This is a genomic window from Bacillus sp. DHT2 (assembly GCF_026241455.1).
Taxonomy (GTDB): domain Bacteria; phylum Bacillota; class Bacilli; order Bacillales; family Bacillaceae_G; genus Bacillus_A; species Bacillus_A pseudomycoides.
Genome location: NZ_JAPHWH010000006.1, coordinates 98,418 through 116,658, shown reverse-complemented (window position 1 = coordinate 116,658; position 18,241 = coordinate 98,418). Strand labels below are relative to the sequence as shown.

General features: G+C 33.0%; 23 protein-coding genes and 1 pseudogene. 2 read left to right on the top strand and 22 right to left on the bottom strand.

All coding sequences use genetic code 11. The features are described from left to right. The first annotated feature begins 179 nt into the window (after positions 1–179). The gene (locus ORL93_RS16355; RefSeq protein WP_097794626.1) at positions 180–1,124 is read left to right on the top strand and encodes an L-lactate dehydrogenase; all 945 of its coding nucleotides are present in this window, start codon (positions 180–182) and stop codon (positions 1,122–1,124) included. A gap of 74 nt (positions 1,125–1,198) precedes the next feature. On the opposite strand, the gene ORL93_RS16350 is transcribed toward ORL93_RS16355, so the two are convergent. From ORL93_RS16350 to ORL93_RS16325, 6 genes are all read right to left on the bottom strand, one after another. Continuing rightward, positions 1,199–2,233: an AI-2E family transporter gene (locus tag ORL93_RS16350; protein WP_003196941.1), complete on the bottom strand. Its 1,035-nt coding sequence runs from the start codon at positions 2,231–2,233 to the stop codon at positions 1,199–1,201. Positions 2,234–2,694: 461 nt separating this feature from the next. Then, entirely contained in the window at positions 2,695–2,823 is a 129-nt protein-coding gene (locus tag ORL93_RS16345; protein WP_003196938.1) for a hypothetical protein, read from the bottom strand. Between the two features lie 656 nt (positions 2,824–3,479). Beyond that, complete coding sequence (locus ORL93_RS16340; protein WP_265959244.1) at positions 3,480–4,082, bottom strand: nitroreductase family protein; 603 nt, start codon at positions 4,080–4,082, stop codon at positions 3,480–3,482. Positions 4,083–4,157: 75 nt separating this feature from the next. After that, positions 4,158–4,808 (bottom strand): DsbA family oxidoreductase, encoded by a 651-nt coding sequence (locus ORL93_RS16335; RefSeq protein ID WP_097794102.1) that lies wholly within the window; start codon positions 4,806–4,808, stop codon positions 4,158–4,160. Positions 4,809–4,923: 115 nt separating this feature from the next. Then, a complete protein-coding gene (locus ORL93_RS16330; RefSeq protein WP_018765415.1) occupies positions 4,924–5,355 on the bottom strand; it encodes an Rrf2 family transcriptional regulator in 432 nt (143 codons plus the stop codon). 133 nt (positions 5,356–5,488) lie between these two features. After that, positions 5,489–6,358 carry a LysR family transcriptional regulator gene (locus ORL93_RS16325; RefSeq protein WP_003196930.1) on the bottom strand — a complete coding sequence of 290 codons (870 nt, stop codon included), beginning with the start codon at positions 6,356–6,358 and terminating at the stop codon, positions 5,489–5,491. A 97-nt stretch (positions 6,359–6,455) separates the two neighbouring features. Here ORL93_RS16325 and ORL93_RS16320 point away from each other — a divergent pair, with 97 nt between their 5' ends. Beyond that, positions 6,456–7,367, top strand: a complete 912-nt coding sequence (locus ORL93_RS16320; protein WP_098161014.1) for a DMT family transporter — start codon at positions 6,456–6,458, stop codon at positions 7,365–7,367. Between the two features lie 220 nt (positions 7,368–7,587). Here ORL93_RS16320 and ORL93_RS16315 read toward each other — a convergent pair whose 3' ends face one another. The 16 genes and pseudogenes from ORL93_RS16315 to ORL93_RS16240 form a co-directional block, all read right to left on the bottom strand. After that, complete coding sequence (locus ORL93_RS16315; protein ID WP_018781380.1) at positions 7,588–7,764, bottom strand: IS3 family transposase; 177 nt, start codon at positions 7,762–7,764, stop codon at positions 7,588–7,590. 151 nt (positions 7,765–7,915) lie between these two features. Next, on the bottom strand, positions 7,916–8,266 hold the full coding sequence (locus ORL93_RS16310; RefSeq protein WP_016114488.1) for a DUF4064 domain-containing protein: 351 nt from the start codon (positions 8,264–8,266) through the stop codon (positions 7,916–7,918). An 80-nt stretch (positions 8,267–8,346) separates the two neighbouring features. Beyond that, a complete protein-coding gene (locus ORL93_RS16305; protein ID WP_098161015.1) occupies positions 8,347–8,682 on the bottom strand; it encodes a DUF4064 domain-containing protein in 336 nt (111 codons plus the stop codon). A 209-nt stretch (positions 8,683–8,891) separates the two neighbouring features. Continuing rightward, a pseudogene (locus ORL93_RS16300) lies at positions 8,892–9,311 on the bottom strand (copper resistance CopC family protein); the annotation flags it as partial. Positions 9,312–9,605: 294 nt separating this feature from the next. Next, a complete protein-coding gene (locus tag ORL93_RS16295) occupies positions 9,606–9,773 on the bottom strand; it encodes a hypothetical protein (RefSeq protein WP_003196912.1) in 168 nt (55 codons plus the stop codon). A 14-nt stretch (positions 9,774–9,787) separates the two neighbouring features. After that, positions 9,788–10,207: a VOC family protein gene (locus tag ORL93_RS16290; protein WP_003196910.1), complete on the bottom strand. Its 420-nt coding sequence runs from the start codon at positions 10,205–10,207 to the stop codon at positions 9,788–9,790. A gap of 186 nt (positions 10,208–10,393) precedes the next feature. After that, entirely contained in the window at positions 10,394–11,746 is a 1,353-nt protein-coding gene (gene brnQ / locus ORL93_RS16285; protein WP_018765410.1) for a branched-chain amino acid transport system II carrier protein, read from the bottom strand. 345 nt (positions 11,747–12,091) lie between these two features. Further along, positions 12,092–12,433 carry a zinc ribbon domain-containing protein YjdM gene (locus tag ORL93_RS16280; RefSeq protein WP_265959243.1) on the bottom strand — a complete coding sequence of 114 codons (342 nt, stop codon included), beginning with the start codon at positions 12,431–12,433 and terminating at the stop codon, positions 12,092–12,094. A gap of 127 nt (positions 12,434–12,560) precedes the next feature. Further along, positions 12,561–12,800, bottom strand: coding sequence for a D-alanine--poly(phosphoribitol) ligase subunit DltC (gene dltC / locus ORL93_RS16275; RefSeq protein ID WP_003196905.1), 240 nt, complete (start codon positions 12,798–12,800; stop codon positions 12,561–12,563). 43 nt (positions 12,801–12,843) lie between these two features. Continuing rightward, positions 12,844–14,607: a SulP family inorganic anion transporter gene (locus ORL93_RS16270; protein WP_265959242.1), complete on the bottom strand. Its 1,764-nt coding sequence runs from the start codon at positions 14,605–14,607 to the stop codon at positions 12,844–12,846. Positions 14,608–14,744: 137 nt separating this feature from the next. Beyond that, a complete protein-coding gene (locus ORL93_RS16265; RefSeq protein ID WP_097794107.1) occupies positions 14,745–15,185 on the bottom strand; it encodes a DNA mismatch repair protein in 441 nt (146 codons plus the stop codon). A gap of 1 nt (position 15,186) precedes the next feature. Further along, the gene (locus ORL93_RS16260) at positions 15,187–15,540 is read right to left on the bottom strand and encodes an ArsR/SmtB family transcription factor (protein ID WP_003196899.1); all 354 of its coding nucleotides are present in this window, start codon (positions 15,538–15,540) and stop codon (positions 15,187–15,189) included. Between the two features lie 553 nt (positions 15,541–16,093). Further along, a complete protein-coding gene (locus ORL93_RS16255; RefSeq protein WP_097794108.1) occupies positions 16,094–16,315 on the bottom strand; it encodes a group-specific protein in 222 nt (73 codons plus the stop codon). A 32-nt stretch (positions 16,316–16,347) separates the two neighbouring features. After that, complete coding sequence (locus ORL93_RS16250; protein WP_097794109.1) at positions 16,348–17,433, bottom strand: P-loop NTPase; 1,086 nt, start codon at positions 17,431–17,433, stop codon at positions 16,348–16,350. A gap of 50 nt (positions 17,434–17,483) precedes the next feature. Then, positions 17,484–17,720, bottom strand: a complete 237-nt coding sequence (moaD, locus tag ORL93_RS16245; RefSeq protein WP_097794110.1) for a molybdopterin converting factor subunit 1 — start codon at positions 17,718–17,720, stop codon at positions 17,484–17,486. A 4-nt stretch (positions 17,721–17,724) separates the two neighbouring features. After that, positions 17,725–18,189 carry a molybdenum cofactor biosynthesis protein MoaE gene (locus tag ORL93_RS16240; RefSeq protein WP_097794111.1) on the bottom strand — a complete coding sequence of 155 codons (465 nt, stop codon included), beginning with the start codon at positions 18,187–18,189 and terminating at the stop codon, positions 17,725–17,727. Positions 18,190–18,241: the final 52 nt, after the last annotated feature.

Below are 18,241 nucleotides of genomic sequence, written 5' to 3'. Positions count from 1 at the left end.
TTACATTCAAGAGAGGATACTCATGTTTCATTCCCTATGATTCACAACTATATAAACGGATGTATTTTGAAATACTTGAATATCTTTTATGAAATGTAATAAACTAGGTTAGAATCTATAGAAGTAAGACATGTTCTTTCTTACATATCAAAATTACTGAAATAGCGAGGAATTATCATATGAAAAAAGGTATTAACCGTGTTGTATTAGTAGGAACTGGTGCAGTAGGATGTAGTTATGCTTACTGCATGATTAACCAAGGTGTTGCAGAAGAATTTGTTCTCGTTGATGTAAACGAGGCAAAAGCAGAAGGAGAAGCAATGGATTTAAGTCATGCAGTTCCCTTTGCTCCAGCACCAACAAGAGTTTGGAAAGGCAGCTATGAAGATTGTAAAGATGCAGATCTTGTTGTAATTACTGCTGGTTTACCACAAAAACCAGGTGAAACACGTTTAGATTTAGTTGAAAAAAATGCTAAAATCTTTAAACAAATTGTTCGTAGTATTATGGATAGCGGATTTGATGGTATCTTCTTAATTGCTACAAACCCTGTAGATATTTTAACTTACGTAACTTGGAAAGAATCTGGATTACCAAAAGAACGTGTAATTGGTTCTGGTACAACTCTAGATTCTGCCCGTTTCCGCTATATGTTAGGAGAATATTTCAATATTGACTCTCACAATATTCATGCTTACATCATCGGTGAACATGGTGATACAGAACTTCCAGTTTGGAGCCACGTATCAATCGGAATTCAAAAACTACAAACGATTCTTGAAAAAGATAATGCCCTTAATCAACAAGATTTAGATGAAATCTTTATAAATGTTCGCGATGCTGCTTATCACATCATTGAACGAAAAGGTGCAACATACTACGGAATCGGTATGTCCCTTTTACGTGTAACAAAAGCAATATTAAATGATGAAAATAGCGTATTAACTGTATCTGCATATCTTGAAGGTCAATATGGACAAAAAGATGTTTATATCGGTGTTCCTGCAGTCTTGAATCGTCAAGGTGTTCGTGAAATTTTAGAAGTTGAATTAAGTGAAGATGAAGAATTAAAGTTCGATCACTCTGTTCAAGTACTAAAAGAAACAATGGCTCCTATACTGTAAAATACATGCTAATTATGACCTTATAAAAAAAGCAATCCAAAATACTTGGATTGCTTTTTGCATAGCTTAAAAATTCATTCCGTATTTAGATCCGATTTCTCTCCATCGTACACTTCAAGCACATCAAGTAAAAAGATAAAGATTGGAATTCCAATAATGAGTCCCCATATTCCTAAAAAATGCTCTGAAAAGATAAGAACCATAAACGTATAAAAAATGGGTAAATTCGTTTTTGCGGACATAAATTTCGGATTTAAGAAGTAACTTTCAATTGCATGAATAACTGCAATAAAAATTAATATGTATACGACATATGCAATTCCACCAATATTATACGCAATGATACAAAGTGGAAATAGTGAAATAATAACACCTGCAACAGGAATTAAACCAAGCAAGAATATCATAACCGCTAATACAAGTAACTGCGGGAAACCTAAAAATACTAGTGCAATGACAGAAAGAATACAGTTTACAACGGCAATTAAAAACTGTGCCTCAATGACTTTTCCAAATGAACGCGCAAATTTCTGACCAAAGTATGCAATTTCCTCATAAAAAATACTAAGTTTACTATCCTCAAATTTTGAAGTAAAAACAATGATACGCTCTTTTTCTAATAAGAAAAATAAACTTAAAATAAGGGAAAGTAAAATTTGTAAACTTATCTTTCCAATATTCGCCAAAGATTGATAAATAACATCCACACCTTGTTCAATATATTTTGATACTTCCATCTGATTAATTGCAGAAAACACATATCTTATCATTTCATTATCAGGGGGATTTTTAAAAAACAATTTGAACTGGTAAATCAATTGTGAAATTTGTATCGTTAATACAGGCAAATATTTATATAACGTAGCAACAATAAACGTAACTAAAACAATGTATAAAAAGGCGATAATCACTTTCCTATTTATCCGTACAAAACGATTAAGTTTTTCAGAAATAAATCTTTGAAAGCGATCCATTAGAAACGTAAGGATAAAGGTAATCAATATTAAATTAATCATACTTTTTAGCCCGTATAATATAAGGGCTAAAATGACTAATATAAGAAGCCTCTGAAACCCTCTACTTTGAAAGAAATTTTTCATTTGAATCATTAAGTCTCACTCTCCCCCTTCGACGGATGGAAATTCCATATATTCATGAAAGTACTAACCGTTTATTTGTTACTATATTAAGACATTTTATGAACTTCTAAAGACAATCTTTCTCACTAATTTGAAAGTGTCCTCTTTTTCTTTTTAATTGTCTTATTTTCTTATTCCATATCAAAGCGTAAAACTATATTAGTATATACATCACAACACACAATCTTAGTCTTTTTCATTTTTTGGATAACTACTGATATACATAACCTATTCAAAATAATTCTATCATTTTCTGATATTTTAAGAGTTTTTATTCAAAATACAGAAACAAATAAGCCATAACTAGAAACTTCCATCAGCGGGGGCTTCATCTGCCACCTAACTTCTTTTCTTGCACTGAATTTTGAGGGGGGATTACTGCCAGCAAATAGCGAGATAAACGTATGATTCATGACTACTATTTTATTTCCTTATTTCCGCTTCATCCGCTTTGCTAGTAACTCCTTTACTTGATTATACGTTAACCCAGAATTTTTATTTAAACGTTTCACTTCATCAATATCTGTGCCTACAACTGTATATTTCTTCTCTTTATTCATAATTACACATCCTTTTATAAACTTTCATTGAATCGAGCAAATATTATTTATTATATTTCTTCCCTAAACGAAGAGTTCATACTCATACCATAACAAATTAAGTATTAGTGTACCTGAACAATAAAGTGAAACTTTAATCAGTGGGGTTTTTCTTCATCCCCCACTGATTATTAGTTGAACCAATCGGGATTTTACGGGCAGTTCATCCCCACCTAACTTCTTTGCTTTTGCCAAATTTTGAGGTGGGGGTCTTACTGCCCGCTAATGCGGGATAAAGGTTTTTAATTACAAATAAAGTCGTTTAATTTACAATAAAGTCGTTTAATTTACAATAAAGTTGTTTAATTTACAATAAAGTTGTTTAATTTACAATAAAGTTGTTTCATTCTTTTATTGCGCAGTAAAATACAGACTGTGCACAAGACATCACACATGAAATCCTCCCACATCAACGGTGTTATAGTATTGGTCGGCAGAACGGAATTTGTCATTTTTTAGAATGCCTTCGGTTTTAAAACCAAATTTCCCATAAAAGATTAAACAACTTTATTTATATTTTTCAATTAATCCTTAAAATCATTTACATAAAAAAAGAAGCTATTTGTCAAAACAGCTTCTTTTTCTGCTATATATATTTATACTTTCAGTCGTACATTTTAATAAAATTTCACTACATCTTCAGTAGGTAAGAACGTTCTTTCTCCTGGTTGTTCATTTGGCTCACCAAATGGCATTTGTGCTACTAAGCTCCATTCTGCTGGAATATCCCATGTTTCTTTCACTTCAGCATCTACAATTGGATTGTAGTGTTGTAATGATGCTCCGATTCCCTCTGCAGATAATGACATCCAAACAGCATATTGTAACATTGCGCTCCCTTGGTGAGACCAATATGGGAACTGCTCTTTATATAAAGGTGCATTTTCTTGCATTTGTTTTACAGTTGCTTGATTTTCAAAGAATAATACTGTCCCCACTCCATCATGGAAACCTTTTAGTCTTTCAACAGTTGCTTCAAAATTTTCTGCTGGCACACGCGCTCTAAGTGTTTCTTTTACAACATCCCAGAACTTTTCATGCTCTGCATCCATTAATACAACCATACGACCACTTTGCATGTTGAAAGATGATGGTGCGTGTAAAGCTGTTTTTAAAACATCTTGGATTCTTTCTTTTGTAATCGTAGCATTTTTTGTTACTTTACGGATTGAACGACGGTTCACGATTGCATCTTTTAAATTTGTTCTAGTTACTGACATGTTAATTCCTCCAAGTATATAAGTTGTATAATTTATTTAAACAAATAGATTTGTTTCTTCAATTGAAGACAAGTATTAGCAATATCCATCAGTTGTACATTGCATTCCATCAAATGAATTTGTTTTTCCCTTTTGTATTTCTTTATCAATTACTCTTTTTAGCATCTCCTTACTAGCAAGACCTTGAATTACTTCGTCTCCAATCATTACCGTTGGAACAGCCATAATATTTGCTTCATCATATGCGTGTTGGATTGCTTTTTGATGTTTCTCTTTATATTTACGAGTTATTAAAGCTTCTTTAAATTCAGCTTCAGGAAGCCCTACTTCACCTGCTAACTTTGTTAGTACATCAATCTCTTCAATATTTTGTTCTTCCTGGAAAAATGCTGTAAACACTCGATGATGAAAAGCATTTTCCAAACCATGTTCCTTCGCAAATTGATATCCTTCAAACGCAAAGTGTGTATATGGATGAGGTGAAACACGTGGTAAACTCATCTCAACCCCTAACTTTTTCGCAGTAGGAAGAATAAACGAATCCCAAGAACTTAATTTATCTGGTTCTTGCCATGGATCAATTTTTGCATATGGACTTGGACGTAATTCGAATGGCATCCATTCAATTTCTACATCTTTTTCCTTAGCTACTTCATCCAATGGGCCCTTTGCCAAAAAACAAAATGGACAAATAAAATCAGAGTACACTTTCATTTTTATAGTCATATAATTACACCTTACCTTCATTAATTGTCATTAATTGTAACCAAAGTGGTTACATTTATATAAAAAAAATATGCACTCTCTCTTTTATAGAACTTTGCATGTTTCAATCCTTATTTCAAGCATTTATTTTCTCTTGTAACGATTCAAACAAATTCTCCATCGTGATATTTTTTAAAACTTCTTCCATTGCAGATTGCGCTTGAACCAAAACCACTTCTAATACAGCTTGAATATTTGCTCCAATTGGACAATCTGGATTGGGTTGTTCATGAATATGAAATAACTTATCTGCCTCAACTACATTTACTGCATGATACACATCTAATAATGTAATCTCATTTAAATCCTTTAATAGTTCAGCCCCACCTGGCCCTCGATTTACATAAACAAACTCAGCCCGTTTTAAGTCAGACATTATTTTTCGAATTACAACCGGATTTGTATTTACACTCTCAGCGATAAATTCTGAAGTACAAATAGAAGATGAATTGTTTTTCAAAATAGATAAAATATGAACAGCTATAGAAAAGCGGCTACTAATTTTCATCATGATCACCACCTCAGTGTAATTATTATAGTTACAACTAAAAAATAAGTCAATCCTTTTTATAGATTTTTTTGGACATTATTATAGTTAAAAACAAATAAGCATCTCATTATCATATATGAGACGCTCTTTATCATTCTGCGAATAGCCCTTGGAACTCTTCAATAAATAGTTGAACAGCTAGTGAAGATTCCCTTAATGAAGGAACAGCTAAAGCAATTTCCCTCCATACTTGAGGTGCTAATTCTTTCGTTTTGACATTTGGAGGTAAATTCGTTAAAGATAATTCAGCTAATATCGCTAAACCTAACCCCTCTTGAATCATATTTAAAGATGTTGTAACGGTAGACACCGCATACTCAACTCGAAGTGGTACACCTGCTTGTTTAAACATATCAATAATTGGTGGTTCGTATCCTCCCTTAAATAAAATAATTGGTTCACCCTCTAAATCATTTATTGTAATAGCTTCTTTCTCACAAAGAGGATGATCATTATGCAGGACAACAACCATTTTCCCCCTCGTTAACGGTACAATCTCCATTTCTTTATTGGGCAAAATAACAATTCCGACATCAATTACACGTGATAATAGCCACTCTTCTACTTCTTTCAGTGTTCCTTCATGGAGAACTAGCTCTAAATTCGGATATTTTTCACGAAAGATATTAATCATTCTAGGCAAGAAATATGCTGATGCACTTGGAAAGCTTCCGATTCGAATCGTCCCGACTTCATGCCCTTTCTCCATCGCAACCTCTTGTTCTACTTTCTCAACGCCATTTAAAATTTCTCGAAAATGAACAAGAATCCGATTTCCTACATCAGTCAGAATTAGACCTTTCCTTTTATCGCGTATAATAAGCGTTACACCGAGTTCCGATTCAACACTAGAAATAGCATGGCTCACAGCTGGTTGTGTCATATTTAAAACTCGAGCTGCCTTCGTAAAACTTCCTAGTTCAACTACTTTTATAAAAACTTGAAGTTGTGTAATGGTCATAACAAATTACTTATACTCCTTATAAAAAAGATTCATTTTATTTATCGTGTTCAATATCATATCATAGTGAAATGATATACAACAAGGAGGTATTATCGTGACACAGCTTTCACGAACAAAAACGGTCATAATCCTTTCATTTCTCGTTCTTATGTGGGGGATTAATTGGCCTTTATCTAAATTCGCTCTGCATTATACACCGCCCGTATTGTTTGCAGGAATTAGAACAATAATTGGAGGATTCATTCTACTTATTTTTGCATTGCCAAAATACAAACAGTTACATCTAAAAAAAACTTGGCATTTATACTTTATTTCAGCTCTACTCAACATTATTTTATTTTACGGACTACAAACTGTAGGGCTTCAGTATATGCCCGCTGGACTCTTTTCCGCTATTGTATTTCTTCAGCCTGTCTTACTTGGAATTTTCTCTTGGATTTGGCTGGAAGAAGCAATGTATGGCTTGAAAATTTTTGGTCTTATTCTTGGATTTGCGGGCGTTGCTGTTATTAGCTCTAGTAGCTTAACTGGACATATTTCTGTCATCGGCATCTTACTTGCTTTAGGATGTGCAATTGGATGGGCGCTTGGTACAGTGTTTATCAAAAAAACTGGAAACCGTGTAAACGCAATTTGGATGGTGACACTTCAACTTATTATCGGTGGATTTTGCTTAATTGGCTTCGGTTCAGAATTTGAAAGCTGGTCCAGCATCGCTTGGAGCATACCATTTGTAATCGTACTACTATTCATCTCAATCTTTGTTATCGCAATGGGCTGGCTCGCTTACTTTACACTTGTCGGAGCTGGAGAAGCAAGTAAAGTTGGTGCCTATACATTTCTTATTCCACTTATCGCAATTATTATAAGTTCTATTTTCCTACATGAGGCGATTACAATTAGCTTATTTGTTGGACTTCTATTTATTGTCGTAAGCATTTGCTTTGTAAATATAAAACCGAAATCGCTCATCATGAAACAATCTATTGAACCCAAAAAATGTTAATAAAGTGAAACTTTAATCAGTGGGGGTTTTCTCCATCCCCCACTGATTATTAGCCCTCACCAATCGGGCTTTTACGGACAGTTCATCTCCCACCTAACTTCTTTGCTTTCGCTGAATTTTGAGGGGAGAGTGTTACTGTCCGTTAATGCGGGATAAAAAAGAAAGAGCCTATGAACTGTACCCTATAAAATGGACAGTTTAATAAAAAGACCTTTAAAAATTAGGCACTTAAAAGATGGTTCCGGTATTGTACCGGAACCATCTTTTTGAGTGTCCATTGATAACGATCATAATTATAATCTTGCATATACTTCTCGATTACCAGTTGAAGAGATTGGAACGTTTGAAGAACAAAGAATACAGTTCTAACTGCATAATCTAATACTGTAGGTAACAATTTAATACCCCTTTTCTACCTATTTGTTTATTACGTGCCTAGATTATATTTCAAAATGAATTCTATCGTTGTACCTTCATACAACAAAAAAACACCCTATTATTTGTATGATAAGGAAGTTTTTTATTAGATTTATTAGTCGGTTGTAGTTTTAATTATATTCCTGTTTTAATGTTCTAAATGCAAATGCACCTGAAATGATTTGTAAAACCACTGGAAGAAATAATATAAATAATCCTAAAAACAATGAAATTATACTTAATACAATCATACAAATACCATAAGTTTTATTATTTATTTTATTAACACAACAAGCTAATACTAATAGGCCTATTTGAATAATTAAGGCGATGCTAGAAGTAATGATAATATATTCTTCAATACCTCCAGAACTAGTGTGAGAACTAGTGTAGGAAATACTACCAATTACAATAAATAAAGAAAGTAAGAGTCCTAAGATTCCTCCGATTAAGCCGATTACAAATTCTACAGTGCGTTTCAAATTACAATACCATCCTTCAAAAATATTATTTAAATTAATCCTTATATATAATTACTGTTATTTCGTAATAACTAAATGTTTTAATGATATTCTTGCTTTAAAAATCGAAATGCAAATCCACCAGAAATAATTTGAAGAATTACTGGAATAAGTAAAAGGAATAATGACATAACCAATGTTACTAATGGGAGTAATATCATACAAAGTCCATAGGCTATATTGTTAACCTTATTTACTGAACATGCTAAAACTAACAGCCCTATTTGAATAATTAATAAAATAGAATAATAAGTTAAAAGTTTATAATCAATATAACCATCCATAGCAGTTATAGCTATCATCAATATAATAAAAGAACCTATAACTCCAAAAATACCACCAATTAAACCTAGTATAAATTCAGGTGTTCTTTTCAATTCTAATACCTCCCTAACTATTAATATATTATGTATTTAATGTCCGTTTATCTATATTATCAAATCTAATTTGGAAAAAATATGCATAAATGTATTTAGTTCAATAAATAATTGTGCACTGAGGAGACAAAGAACGAGTTAGAAGATATGTTAGAGGAATCTCTAAACAGCAAACTTTAACAAAATATAGATTTGATATGTAAGGGAACTTCGGCTTGTATATCACTCGTTCCCTTTCCCTCTGTTCCAATACGGAACGGAATGACACCTTGAATGGGATGCCCATCAGCAGAAATAGCTTTCCACTAAATGGAATACGTACCATTTGGTATATTTTGTTCCACTCCAGCTTCTAATAATTTGGGATTCTTTTTATCAATATGAGCATTTTTCAAATCTACTCGTTTCCCTGAAGCATCCCTTACGAATACTGTATTAAAGTGTGAGGATTGAAGCATTTCATCAAATTCAATCCTTACAACGGAAGGTGCTTTTTCTAATGTTTCATTTTCTGCAGGATTTGATTTAACAATATAAGCATGAGCGGAAGCCGCGCTCGGTGCCAGTATCAGTAACACACATACCATTACCATCCAGATTCCTAGTTTTCTTACTACACTCACATTCATTTCACTTCTTTCTTTTGCATCACTATATTTCACTTGGAAGTTAATAAAGTACCACTATTTTTACTCTCTTTTTTTAGAAATTAACCTCATTAAATATCAAATAATAAAATATAAATTCTCATTATGAACTGTTCACACACCACCTTTAACTTACACTTATAAAGCTACTATTTATACAAACATCACTTATCTTTAGAAAGTTAGTTACGATTATAACATATAATATATAAATATAAGTTTTTAAAAACGAAAAGAAACAGTGAATCATTTGTGAAGAAAGTGTGAAATCTACTTTCATACAGCGTAATTCCTCACAAAAAAGGTATTACGCCAATGCGTAACACCTTTTTGTTTTTTAATCAATATTATACAACCTACTCTATCTAATCGATGCGTTACTGCAGTAAGTGTTGTCGCGATTGTCCAGGCTTCTAAACTTGCTGCTGCGACACCTTTTATCACACTTCATATACAAATTATTGTTCCTCTGGGTAATCACAATATTCGATAATTGTCCCCTCTGTATCTGCTGGATTGAGGTAAATTAATCTTCTACCATGCTTGTTTATACGGAGTGTATGCTCCAACGTTCGAATTCCTTGTTGTTTTAATTCTTCTAAAGCTTGATCCAAATTATCTACACGATAAGCAATGTGATGTACACCTTTTCCTTTTTGCTTTATAAACCTAGCAATTGGCGAAGTTGTATTATTCGTCGGCGCAAGTAACTCAATTCTATCTCCGTTCACTTCAAGAATAGCCACTTCACTCTCAACACCTATCGCTTCACTTATGTAACGATCTATTAATGTTCCTGATAAGACTTTTTCATAAAAACGTATACTACTATCTATATCACGAACAGCAATACCAATATGATCAATTTTTTTATTCATTTCGTTTCTCCTAGCTTCATTTTACTTCTTTTATAAAAGACATCTAATCAAATTGCCATCTATGAATGATCCAGATCTCTATATTTATTATACATCTAAATTATTATAAAAACTCTCGCTATTCATCTCCTATAATAATAAAAAAGTTATAGAAACGAATTCTATAACTTTTTTTGGTACATATAACTACTTATTTACTCTCGCTACGTTAGAATGAATTTCACTTTTCATTCGTAAATAACTAATCCCATATCCAATAAGTCCACCAATAATAGCTGGGAAAATCCATCCGAGCCCTACTTCATGCATCGGAAGAATTTGAGTGAACAGCTGATTAACTACTTGAATATTTACTCCAGCTACACCAAGTCCATCAAATAAACTTATAATAAATGTTACAAGTAAGCTTGCTTGATAAACTTCTGATCTCCCTTTAAATAATGGATGTAAAAACGTTAAGAAGATTAATACAATTGCTAATGGATATATAGCTGTTAATACAGGAACAGAAATAGCAATTAATTGTGTTAATCCTACATTCGCAACAATTGCACTAAACACAGATAACATAATCGCGATTTTTTTGTAAGATACCTTTGGAAATAATTTATGGAAAAATGAAGAACATGCTGAGACAAGCCCTACACTAGTCGTTAAACAAGCTACTGTAATCATTAATCCTAACAGTATTCCGCCATATGAACCAAAGTAGTAATTTGAAACCTTCGCTAACACTGCTCCTCCATTATCTAAATGTCCAAGCTTCGCTACGCTTGAAGCTCCCATATAAGAAAGCGCTGTATAAATAATCGCTAATGTCGTTGCTGCAATAATTGTTGCTTTTGCACAAACAACCATAATTTGTTTTTTCGTCTTCGCACCTTTTTCTTTAATAGCATTAATGATAATAATGCCAAATACGAAAGATGCAAGCGTGTCCATTGTTAAGTATCCTTCTTGAAAACCTTTAAAGAATGCGTGAGATGTATAATTTTCAACAGGTGCTTGCATATCCCCTATTGGGTGAATAAAAGCAACAATTACTAAAATTCCAATGAACGTTAATTTGATTGGCGTCAAGATTTTCCCAACAATATCGACAATTTTCGCAGGATTGAGCGAAAAAAAACATGTAATGCTAAAGAATATAATTGTAAAAATGATTAAAGGCATAGAACCTAAACTTTCTGGTACAAAAGGTTTAACACCAATTTCAAAGGAAACATTACCCGTTCTCGGTATAGCAAACAAAGGACCAATTGCTAAATACAAAACTGTTGTAAACACAACTCCGAAAACAGGATGAACACGACTTGCCAGCGATTGTAAATCCTCTTTACCTGAAATTCCAAATGCTAATACACCAAGTAACGGTAGTCCAACTCCAGTCACTAAAAATCCTGCATTCGCTGACCAAACATTTGTTCCTGCTGATTGTCCAAGCATCGCAGGGAAAATTAAATTTCCTGCCCCAAAAAAGAGAGCAAACAACATTAATCCAATAACTACTATGAACGAAAATGGTACTTTGTTCGTCATCATAAAACCTCCATTAAAAATTACGTATCTCATTTCCAAATTTAACTAATTGAAGATTCTGAATATTTAACTTAAAAGTTAGGTATTCTTTTCATTTATTATAGTCCCAAGGATAATATATTGCAATACTATTTTCTAACTTTTCTTTTTTTAGATATACAAATATTAATAGAGACTCAATTTCCCTGTTATTATATAATTCCGCATCAATATTTAAGAAGGTGTTGCGTATCATCACAACACCTTCCCTCTATCGTTATATAAACAGTTCTTTACTAATAAATAGCGAAATCAACATGTTTTCCAAGTAGTAAAGATTTTTTATCTTTTATTATAAAGCAACATTTATATCTTTTTAACAAATTCAGATTTTAATTTCATTGCTCCAAAACCATCAATTTTACAATCAATATCATGATCTCCATCAACTAAGCGGATACTCTTTACTTTTGTACCGATTTTTATAACTGATGAAGTTCCTTTTACTTTAAGATCTTTGATGACTGTTACAGAATCACCATCGTTTAGTACATTTCCATTTGCATCTTTGATTACCTTTGTATCTTCACTATTTTCAGTTTCTGATTCTAAAGTCCACTCATGAGTACATTCTGGGCATACGAAAAGATTCCCATCTTCATAAGTGTATTCCGAATTACATTTAGGACAATTTGGTAAATTAGACATATTTTATTTCCTCCACTTGTTATCATTCTAATATATATGAATTATTTTCAATTTCCTTTTTACGACTTCATAAGAAAAACAATTACGAAGTTAAACTGTTTCTTATCCATTTCTCAAACTTCTATTTTTATCGAATTTCTTTCAATTTCTTAATAATCATGTTTGGTGTCGCCCATTCATCGCGATCAAAATCAGAGATAGACACTTCAATGTTTAAACGTTCTTGAAATTCTACTAATAAAGATACCGTACCAAAAGAATCTAAAATCCCTTCTTCAAATAATTGCACATCTGGGTTATCTTTTACGATATCATTTTCACATACTTCTTCTAAAATGTTTAATACTTGATCTTGAAATTCAGACATTATTTATTCTCCTTTATATCCATGATTTATAATACATTTCTTCTTAAAAATCTAGTGCATTAGCTTTATTATTTATTGTATTCCCTTCCTGGGATTGCTGAGAAAGCCCGGTACATTCACGAAAAGCGAAATGCTTACACCCTATACATTTTTTCGTATTTAAATGCTCTAGAGCGTAGTTAATCGCTTCTCCTGTATGATCAAAAAAGTTTTCTTCTCCAATCTCAGCGTATAATCCATTCTTGTCTAGAGTTGTTTTTAACTCTGATTGAACTCCCGAAACGAGAAGTACGCCACCTTGTTTTTTAAAATGCTGGACAATATTCCTAAAGTATGATTCTCCTGTTGTATCAATAAAAGGAACTTTTCCCATACGTAAAATTAAAACTTTAGGTTTATAATGAATGGTTGCTAAAATGTTTTGTTCAAACGTCTGAGCAGCACCAAAAAATAACGGACCTTCTATTGTATAAATACTAATTTGCGGACAATCATGAGCTTTACTTACCACATGTGGTAGCAATTTTTCGTTCTTTTTTGTGTGATCAGGAAGCACTTTAGATATAACGAGCATATTGCTCATACGTTTTGTAAACAAAATAATAGCTAAAATAAGACCGATTTCCACAGCAGTTGTCAAACTAGTAAATACAGTGAGTAAAAAAGTTACAAGTAATACAAGGGAATCCCCTGTCTTCATTTTCAGTATGTGAACAAAGTGTTTTTGCTCACTCATATTCCAAGCTACTACCATTAAAATGGGAGCCATACTAGCAAGAGGAATATGCGAAGCATATGGAGCTAACAATAGAAGTGTAAATAACACAAATCCCCCATGAATCACACCTGACATCGGAGATATGGCTCCACTTTTGATATTGGTTGCTGTGCGAGCAATCGCTCCAGTTGCAGGAATCCCTCCAAATAACGGTGTAACAATATTAGCAATACCCTGACCAAACAGTTCTTTATTACTGTTGTGTTTACTATTTGTCATACCATCTGCTACGACAGCAGATAAAAGGGATTCAATACCACCCAGCATTGCAATAACAAATGCTGGACCAATTAGCTGTTGTATCCGCTCTAATGTAACTTCTGGTATACCAAAATGAGGAAGTGTATTTGGAATCGTACCATATGCTGTGCCAATAGTAGGTATATGCCCTGAGAAAAATATAATTGCAATTACAGTTGAAACTATAATCCCTACTAATGAACCTGGTACTTTTGGAAAAATTTTTGGTGTTATGAGTATAATGAACAAACAAATCAAGGCAGTTAAAACACTGTAAAAATTAGTAGTATCAATATGAGTAAAGATTTCTTTTAAGTTCGCTATAAATTCTTCATGTTTTTTGATACCCGTTAAACCTAAGAAACTGGAAATTTGTCCTGTAAAGATAATGACAGCAATACCTGACGTAAAGCCAATTGTTACAGGACGCGGAATAAACTTAATTAAAGATCCTAGCTTAAAAATCCCCATAAGACATAAGATAATTCCAGCTAATAAACCAGCAAGTAGTAAATCTTCATACCCATAGGTAATAACAATCCCTAAAAGAATAGGAACAAAAGCACCTGTAGGTCCTCCTATTTGATACTTTGAACCACCAAATAGCGAAATGAGTATCCCGGCAATACATGTTGTATAAATCCCATACTCCGGCTTAACACCAGAGGCTATAGCAAAAGACATTGCAAGTGGAATCGCGACAACTCCTACAATCATTCCAGAAAGAAGATCCTTTTGAAAATGTCCCAATGAATATCCTTCAAATCTTCCTGTAAATAACCCTTTCATTACAAACCCTTCTTTTCTATTTTTAATAAATCTAATTTCTTCTGAAAGAATATTTTCTTTTGATAAATTTGAATCCTAAATGTATGTTTCATACTTTTGTACAAGAGTTCTTTATCCCGTTACAAGAAAATATCAGCCTAGTATTGGCTATACGTTTTGCTTAAATGTCGTTCTAATTTCCCTATGTCTCCACCTTCTTGCATGTAGGATTTTAACCTTTCTGCTAAAAGTAATCCATCTCGATTATTTAATTTTTTCATATTTATAAACGATGTAACCTTTACTATATCTGGGGTAATATCTCTACGAAACATTTGTCCTGGAACTTCATTCCAGAAACGATTCCACTCGTCCAATATTCCGATTTGATCAAATAAAAAACATTGCATCCCACATAGCCAAGCTGTGCAAGCTGTATTTCTCTTTTGACATCCTACTCCTTCTTGCAAATGTTCGCATAAAAAACAACAAGAATTCCCACTTTCAATACAAACTTTACAAACGTGATGAGCTCCTATTGAGCGAAATAGTTCCATTCCGTATTGAATAATATCCTCTTTCTTAACTTCAATACTCAATCTAATCCTCCTTACTCATCACTTCACGTTCTGTTTCATCCAACTCTTCTAACATTGAAATTGTATCGATTAAATGGTTGTTAAAAATTTTCTTAGCAACTACCAGTAAATCCACAATCATAGGATCTCGCAAGGAATATAAAACTCGTTTTCCGTCTTTCGTACCAACAACAATGTTCTTTGAGCGTAGTACACTAAGTTGTTGAGAAACAGCTGAACCTTCTTTATTAAGAATCGTTTGCATTTCATTTACGCTTTTTTCGCCCTCTGATAATAATTCAAGAATACCTATTCGCAAAGGATGTGATAAGGCTTTAAAAAAATCAGCTTTAAATTGTTGCATTTCGTTTCCCATTCAAACGCCTCCGTTATTTATCCTTAATTTGAAAAATCATCATATACATCTTCAAATGTTTGAATATGTATATGATACTTCTAAAACTTACAAGTTTCAATATAAATTTTGAAACTTTAAAAACCTAACTGTTTTTTGTACCAGAACAAAGTTCCTTATTTTAATTCGATAAGGTTTTTAGTATTAGTTTGATAGGAATTGAGACAAATAATTTATCCATTATTTTCTTTTAAATCATTGCGTCTATTCTCATTTATAATTCCCTCTGAGTGAAATATTTCAAACGAAAAAACCTCGCATCCTTAATGATGTGAAGTTTTGAAATGAGGACAGTATATATTCAAATTTGACTTTGCCACGTTTCTTCTACCCTCATTTGTTGCCTAACAAGAAAAGCATGACATTTCGCTGTCATGCTTTTTTCATGCATTTTATAATAACTCATTTAGTAAAAATTTTTTTATCTTTTACTTTTTGATATCCATAAGATTCACCCTTTCCGAAAAGCTAACTAAAGAAAACACAAGTTAAATACTGCTGGAAATTCTATTAATTAACTTATAAGTAACATTAATTTTTCATTTCTTTTCTCATGTTCTTCTTTAGCTGCTAGGTCGTACTTTTTTAAAAGGTGAAATATTTCATTTAATATTTTCTGTGAATGATTGCTTTTTAGAAATTCATGTAAGTCTTTAACCAAAAATTCGGATAAAAAACATTGCTGCGTTTCAAGTTTATTGATTACATCTTCAAAAGAATGATCTATATTACACATTCTATTAAAATCCCTCCTTATATCTCTCTCTTTTAAAAGTTCCGTTCTTTTACTATGTTGATATTTAATTTCCATTTGTAGATAAGATCTTGAGCTAAAGATGTAAACATCTCTCCAACAAGCGAATCTTCGTCATATACGGACGAACCTTTATTTTCTTCAGGCTTTGCAAAAGGTATTTGTGCCATCACTTCTGTTTGCAGTTGTTCTGCTAACATTTCGCCGCCACCTTTCCCAAAGAGATAATTCCTTGAACCATCTTGTTCCTCATAATATGCCATATTCTCAACGATACCTAAAATATCGTGTTTTGTATACTTTGCCATTACGCCTACTCTGGAAGCAACAAACGAAGCTACACTATGAGGAGTCGTAACTATAATTTCCTTCGCATGAGGAATCATCGCAGCCACATCAATCGCGACATCTCCTGTACCAGGAGGCAAATCAAGAAGAAGATAATCTAATTCTCCCCAATGAGTATTGGCAATGAAATTTTGAATCCATTTGTTTAACATTGGCCCTCGCCACATAACTGGGTTATTACCCTCTGTAAAAAATCCCATTGACATAATTTTAACGTCGTGGCTAACGACCGGAATCGCTGTCTGATCTATCATTATTGGCTTTTGATTAGCTTCCATCATAGCAGGGATACTGAATCCATATATATCTGCATCTAAAATCCCAACCTTTTTCCCCATACGGGCTAAAGCAGTAGCAAGGTTAATCGTCACAGTTGATTTTCCGACTCCACCTTTTCCACTTGTCACAGCAATAAAACGTACACCTGAATCCGGTCGCAATATACTAGGCATGCCGGTTTCCGTTCTAGAATTTTTCTTTAAAGTTTCTGTTAATACAGCTCGTTCTTCCGGTGTCATGGAGCCGAAAGTCAAAGACACCTTAGAGGCTCCAATGTTCCGAAGAGAGTCTTCAATATCTTGTTGAATTTTTGCCTTTAATGGACAACCTTGAATCGTTAAAATAACTTCAAGGTAAATATGTGTGCCATCAATTTGAATATTTCTTACCATGTTTAATTCCACAATACTTTTGTGCAACTCTGGATCCTGAACATGGCTTAGAACTTTCATAATTTGTTCATGAGTAAGCATAAATCTCAGTCCTTTTCATTTTTATTTGATAATTTTTAGTACAAACAACATTATCCTCCACTTACAGGTGGGATAAACGCAACGTTATCTCCGGATTTTACAATATGTTCGTCAGTTACAAATTCTTCATTGATAGCCACCATGACTCTATCCAACGATTGTAAATAATAACTATCTTTAAGCCATTCTTTTAATTGATGAACACTAATCTTTTGTTTTTCTATTATTACTAATTGGTCTGAGCCGACTTCCTCTCGCAAATTTGCGAACAATAAAATTGTAATCATCTTCTCACTCTTCCTTCTTTGGTTCCCCTTCCAGGTACGGCGTATTTTCGAGCTGATCTCCAATCCACTTTGTTCCATCTTCCCAAAATTCTTTTTTCCAAATTGGGACGATTTGTTTTATGCGTTCAATTGCGTATTCATTCGCTTCATAGGAAACTTTACGATGCGGCGACGACACTGCAATTACAACTGCAATATCCATTATTTCTAGTCGTCCCACTCGATGTGTAATTGCTATCTTTGCACCCGGCCAATTCTTCTTAATTTCTTCACCAATTTGAGTAAGCATTTTTATTGCCATTGGTTTATACGCTTCATACTCTAAATGCAAAGTTCTTTTTCCCTTTGTCAATTCTCTTACTGTTCCAATAAAGGTTGTAATAGCACCCGCTTCTCTTCTTGCTACCTTATTCGTTACTTCTTCGACTAAAATAGGAGTATCTACAATTTCAAATAATACTTGTCCCATCAACATGATCCTCCTCTTGTTTTAAAGCTCTATTATTTATCCCGCTATTTGC

Coding starts and splice junctions, on each gene's coding strand:
- dltC (WP_003196905.1), bottom strand. CDS start 12,800: ATGTCTGAATTTCAAGATCAAGTATTAAACATTTTAGAAGAAGTATGT.
- ORL93_RS16350 (WP_003196941.1), bottom strand. CDS start 2,233: ATGATTCAAATGAAAAATTTCTTTCAAAGTAGAGGGTTTCAGAGGCTT.
- ORL93_RS16260 (WP_003196899.1), bottom strand. CDS start 15,540: ATGGGAAACGAAATGCAACAATTTAAAGCTGATTTTTTTAAAGCCTTA.
- ORL93_RS16255 (WP_097794108.1), bottom strand. CDS start 16,315: ATGTGTAATATAGATCATTCTTTTGAAGATGTAATCAATAAACTTGAA.
- ORL93_RS16335 (WP_097794102.1), bottom strand. CDS start 4,808: ATGACTATAAAAATGAAAGTGTACTCTGATTTTATTTGTCCATTTTGT.
- ORL93_RS16290 (WP_003196910.1), bottom strand. CDS start 10,207: ATGAATAAAAAAATTGATCATATTGGTATTGCTGTTCGTGATATAGAT.
- ORL93_RS16345 (WP_003196938.1), bottom strand. CDS start 2,823: ATGAATAAAGAGAAGAAATATACAGTTGTAGGCACAGATATTGATGAA.
- ORL93_RS16355 (WP_097794626.1), top strand. CDS start 180: ATGAAAAAAGGTATTAACCGTGTTGTATTAGTAGGAACTGGTGCAGTA.
- ORL93_RS16325 (WP_003196930.1), bottom strand. CDS start 6,358: ATGACCATTACACAACTTCAAGTTTTTATAAAAGTAGTTGAACTAGGA.
- ORL93_RS16330 (WP_018765415.1), bottom strand. CDS start 5,355: ATGAAAATTAGTAGCCGCTTTTCTATAGCTGTTCATATTTTATCTATT.
- ORL93_RS16340 (WP_265959244.1), bottom strand. CDS start 4,082: ATGTCAGTAACTAGAACAAATTTAAAAGATGCAATCGTGAACCGTCGT.
- ORL93_RS16280 (WP_265959243.1), bottom strand. CDS start 12,433: ATGTCTAATTTACCAAATTGTCCTAAATGTAATTCGGAATACACTTAT.
- ORL93_RS16250 (WP_097794109.1), bottom strand. CDS start 17,433: ATGCTTACTCATGAACAAATTATGAAAGTTCTAAGCCATGTTCAGGAT.
- moaD (WP_097794110.1), bottom strand. CDS start 17,720: ATGATTACAATTTTATTGTTCGCAAATTTGCGAGAGGAAGTCGGCTCA.
- ORL93_RS16270 (WP_265959242.1), bottom strand. CDS start 14,607: ATGAAAGGGTTATTTACAGGAAGATTTGAAGGATATTCATTGGGACAT.
- ORL93_RS16240 (WP_097794111.1), bottom strand. CDS start 18,189: ATGGGACAAGTATTATTTGAAATTGTAGATACTCCTATTTTAGTCGAA.
- brnQ (WP_018765410.1), bottom strand. CDS start 11,746: ATGACGAACAAAGTACCATTTTCGTTCATAGTAGTTATTGGATTAATG.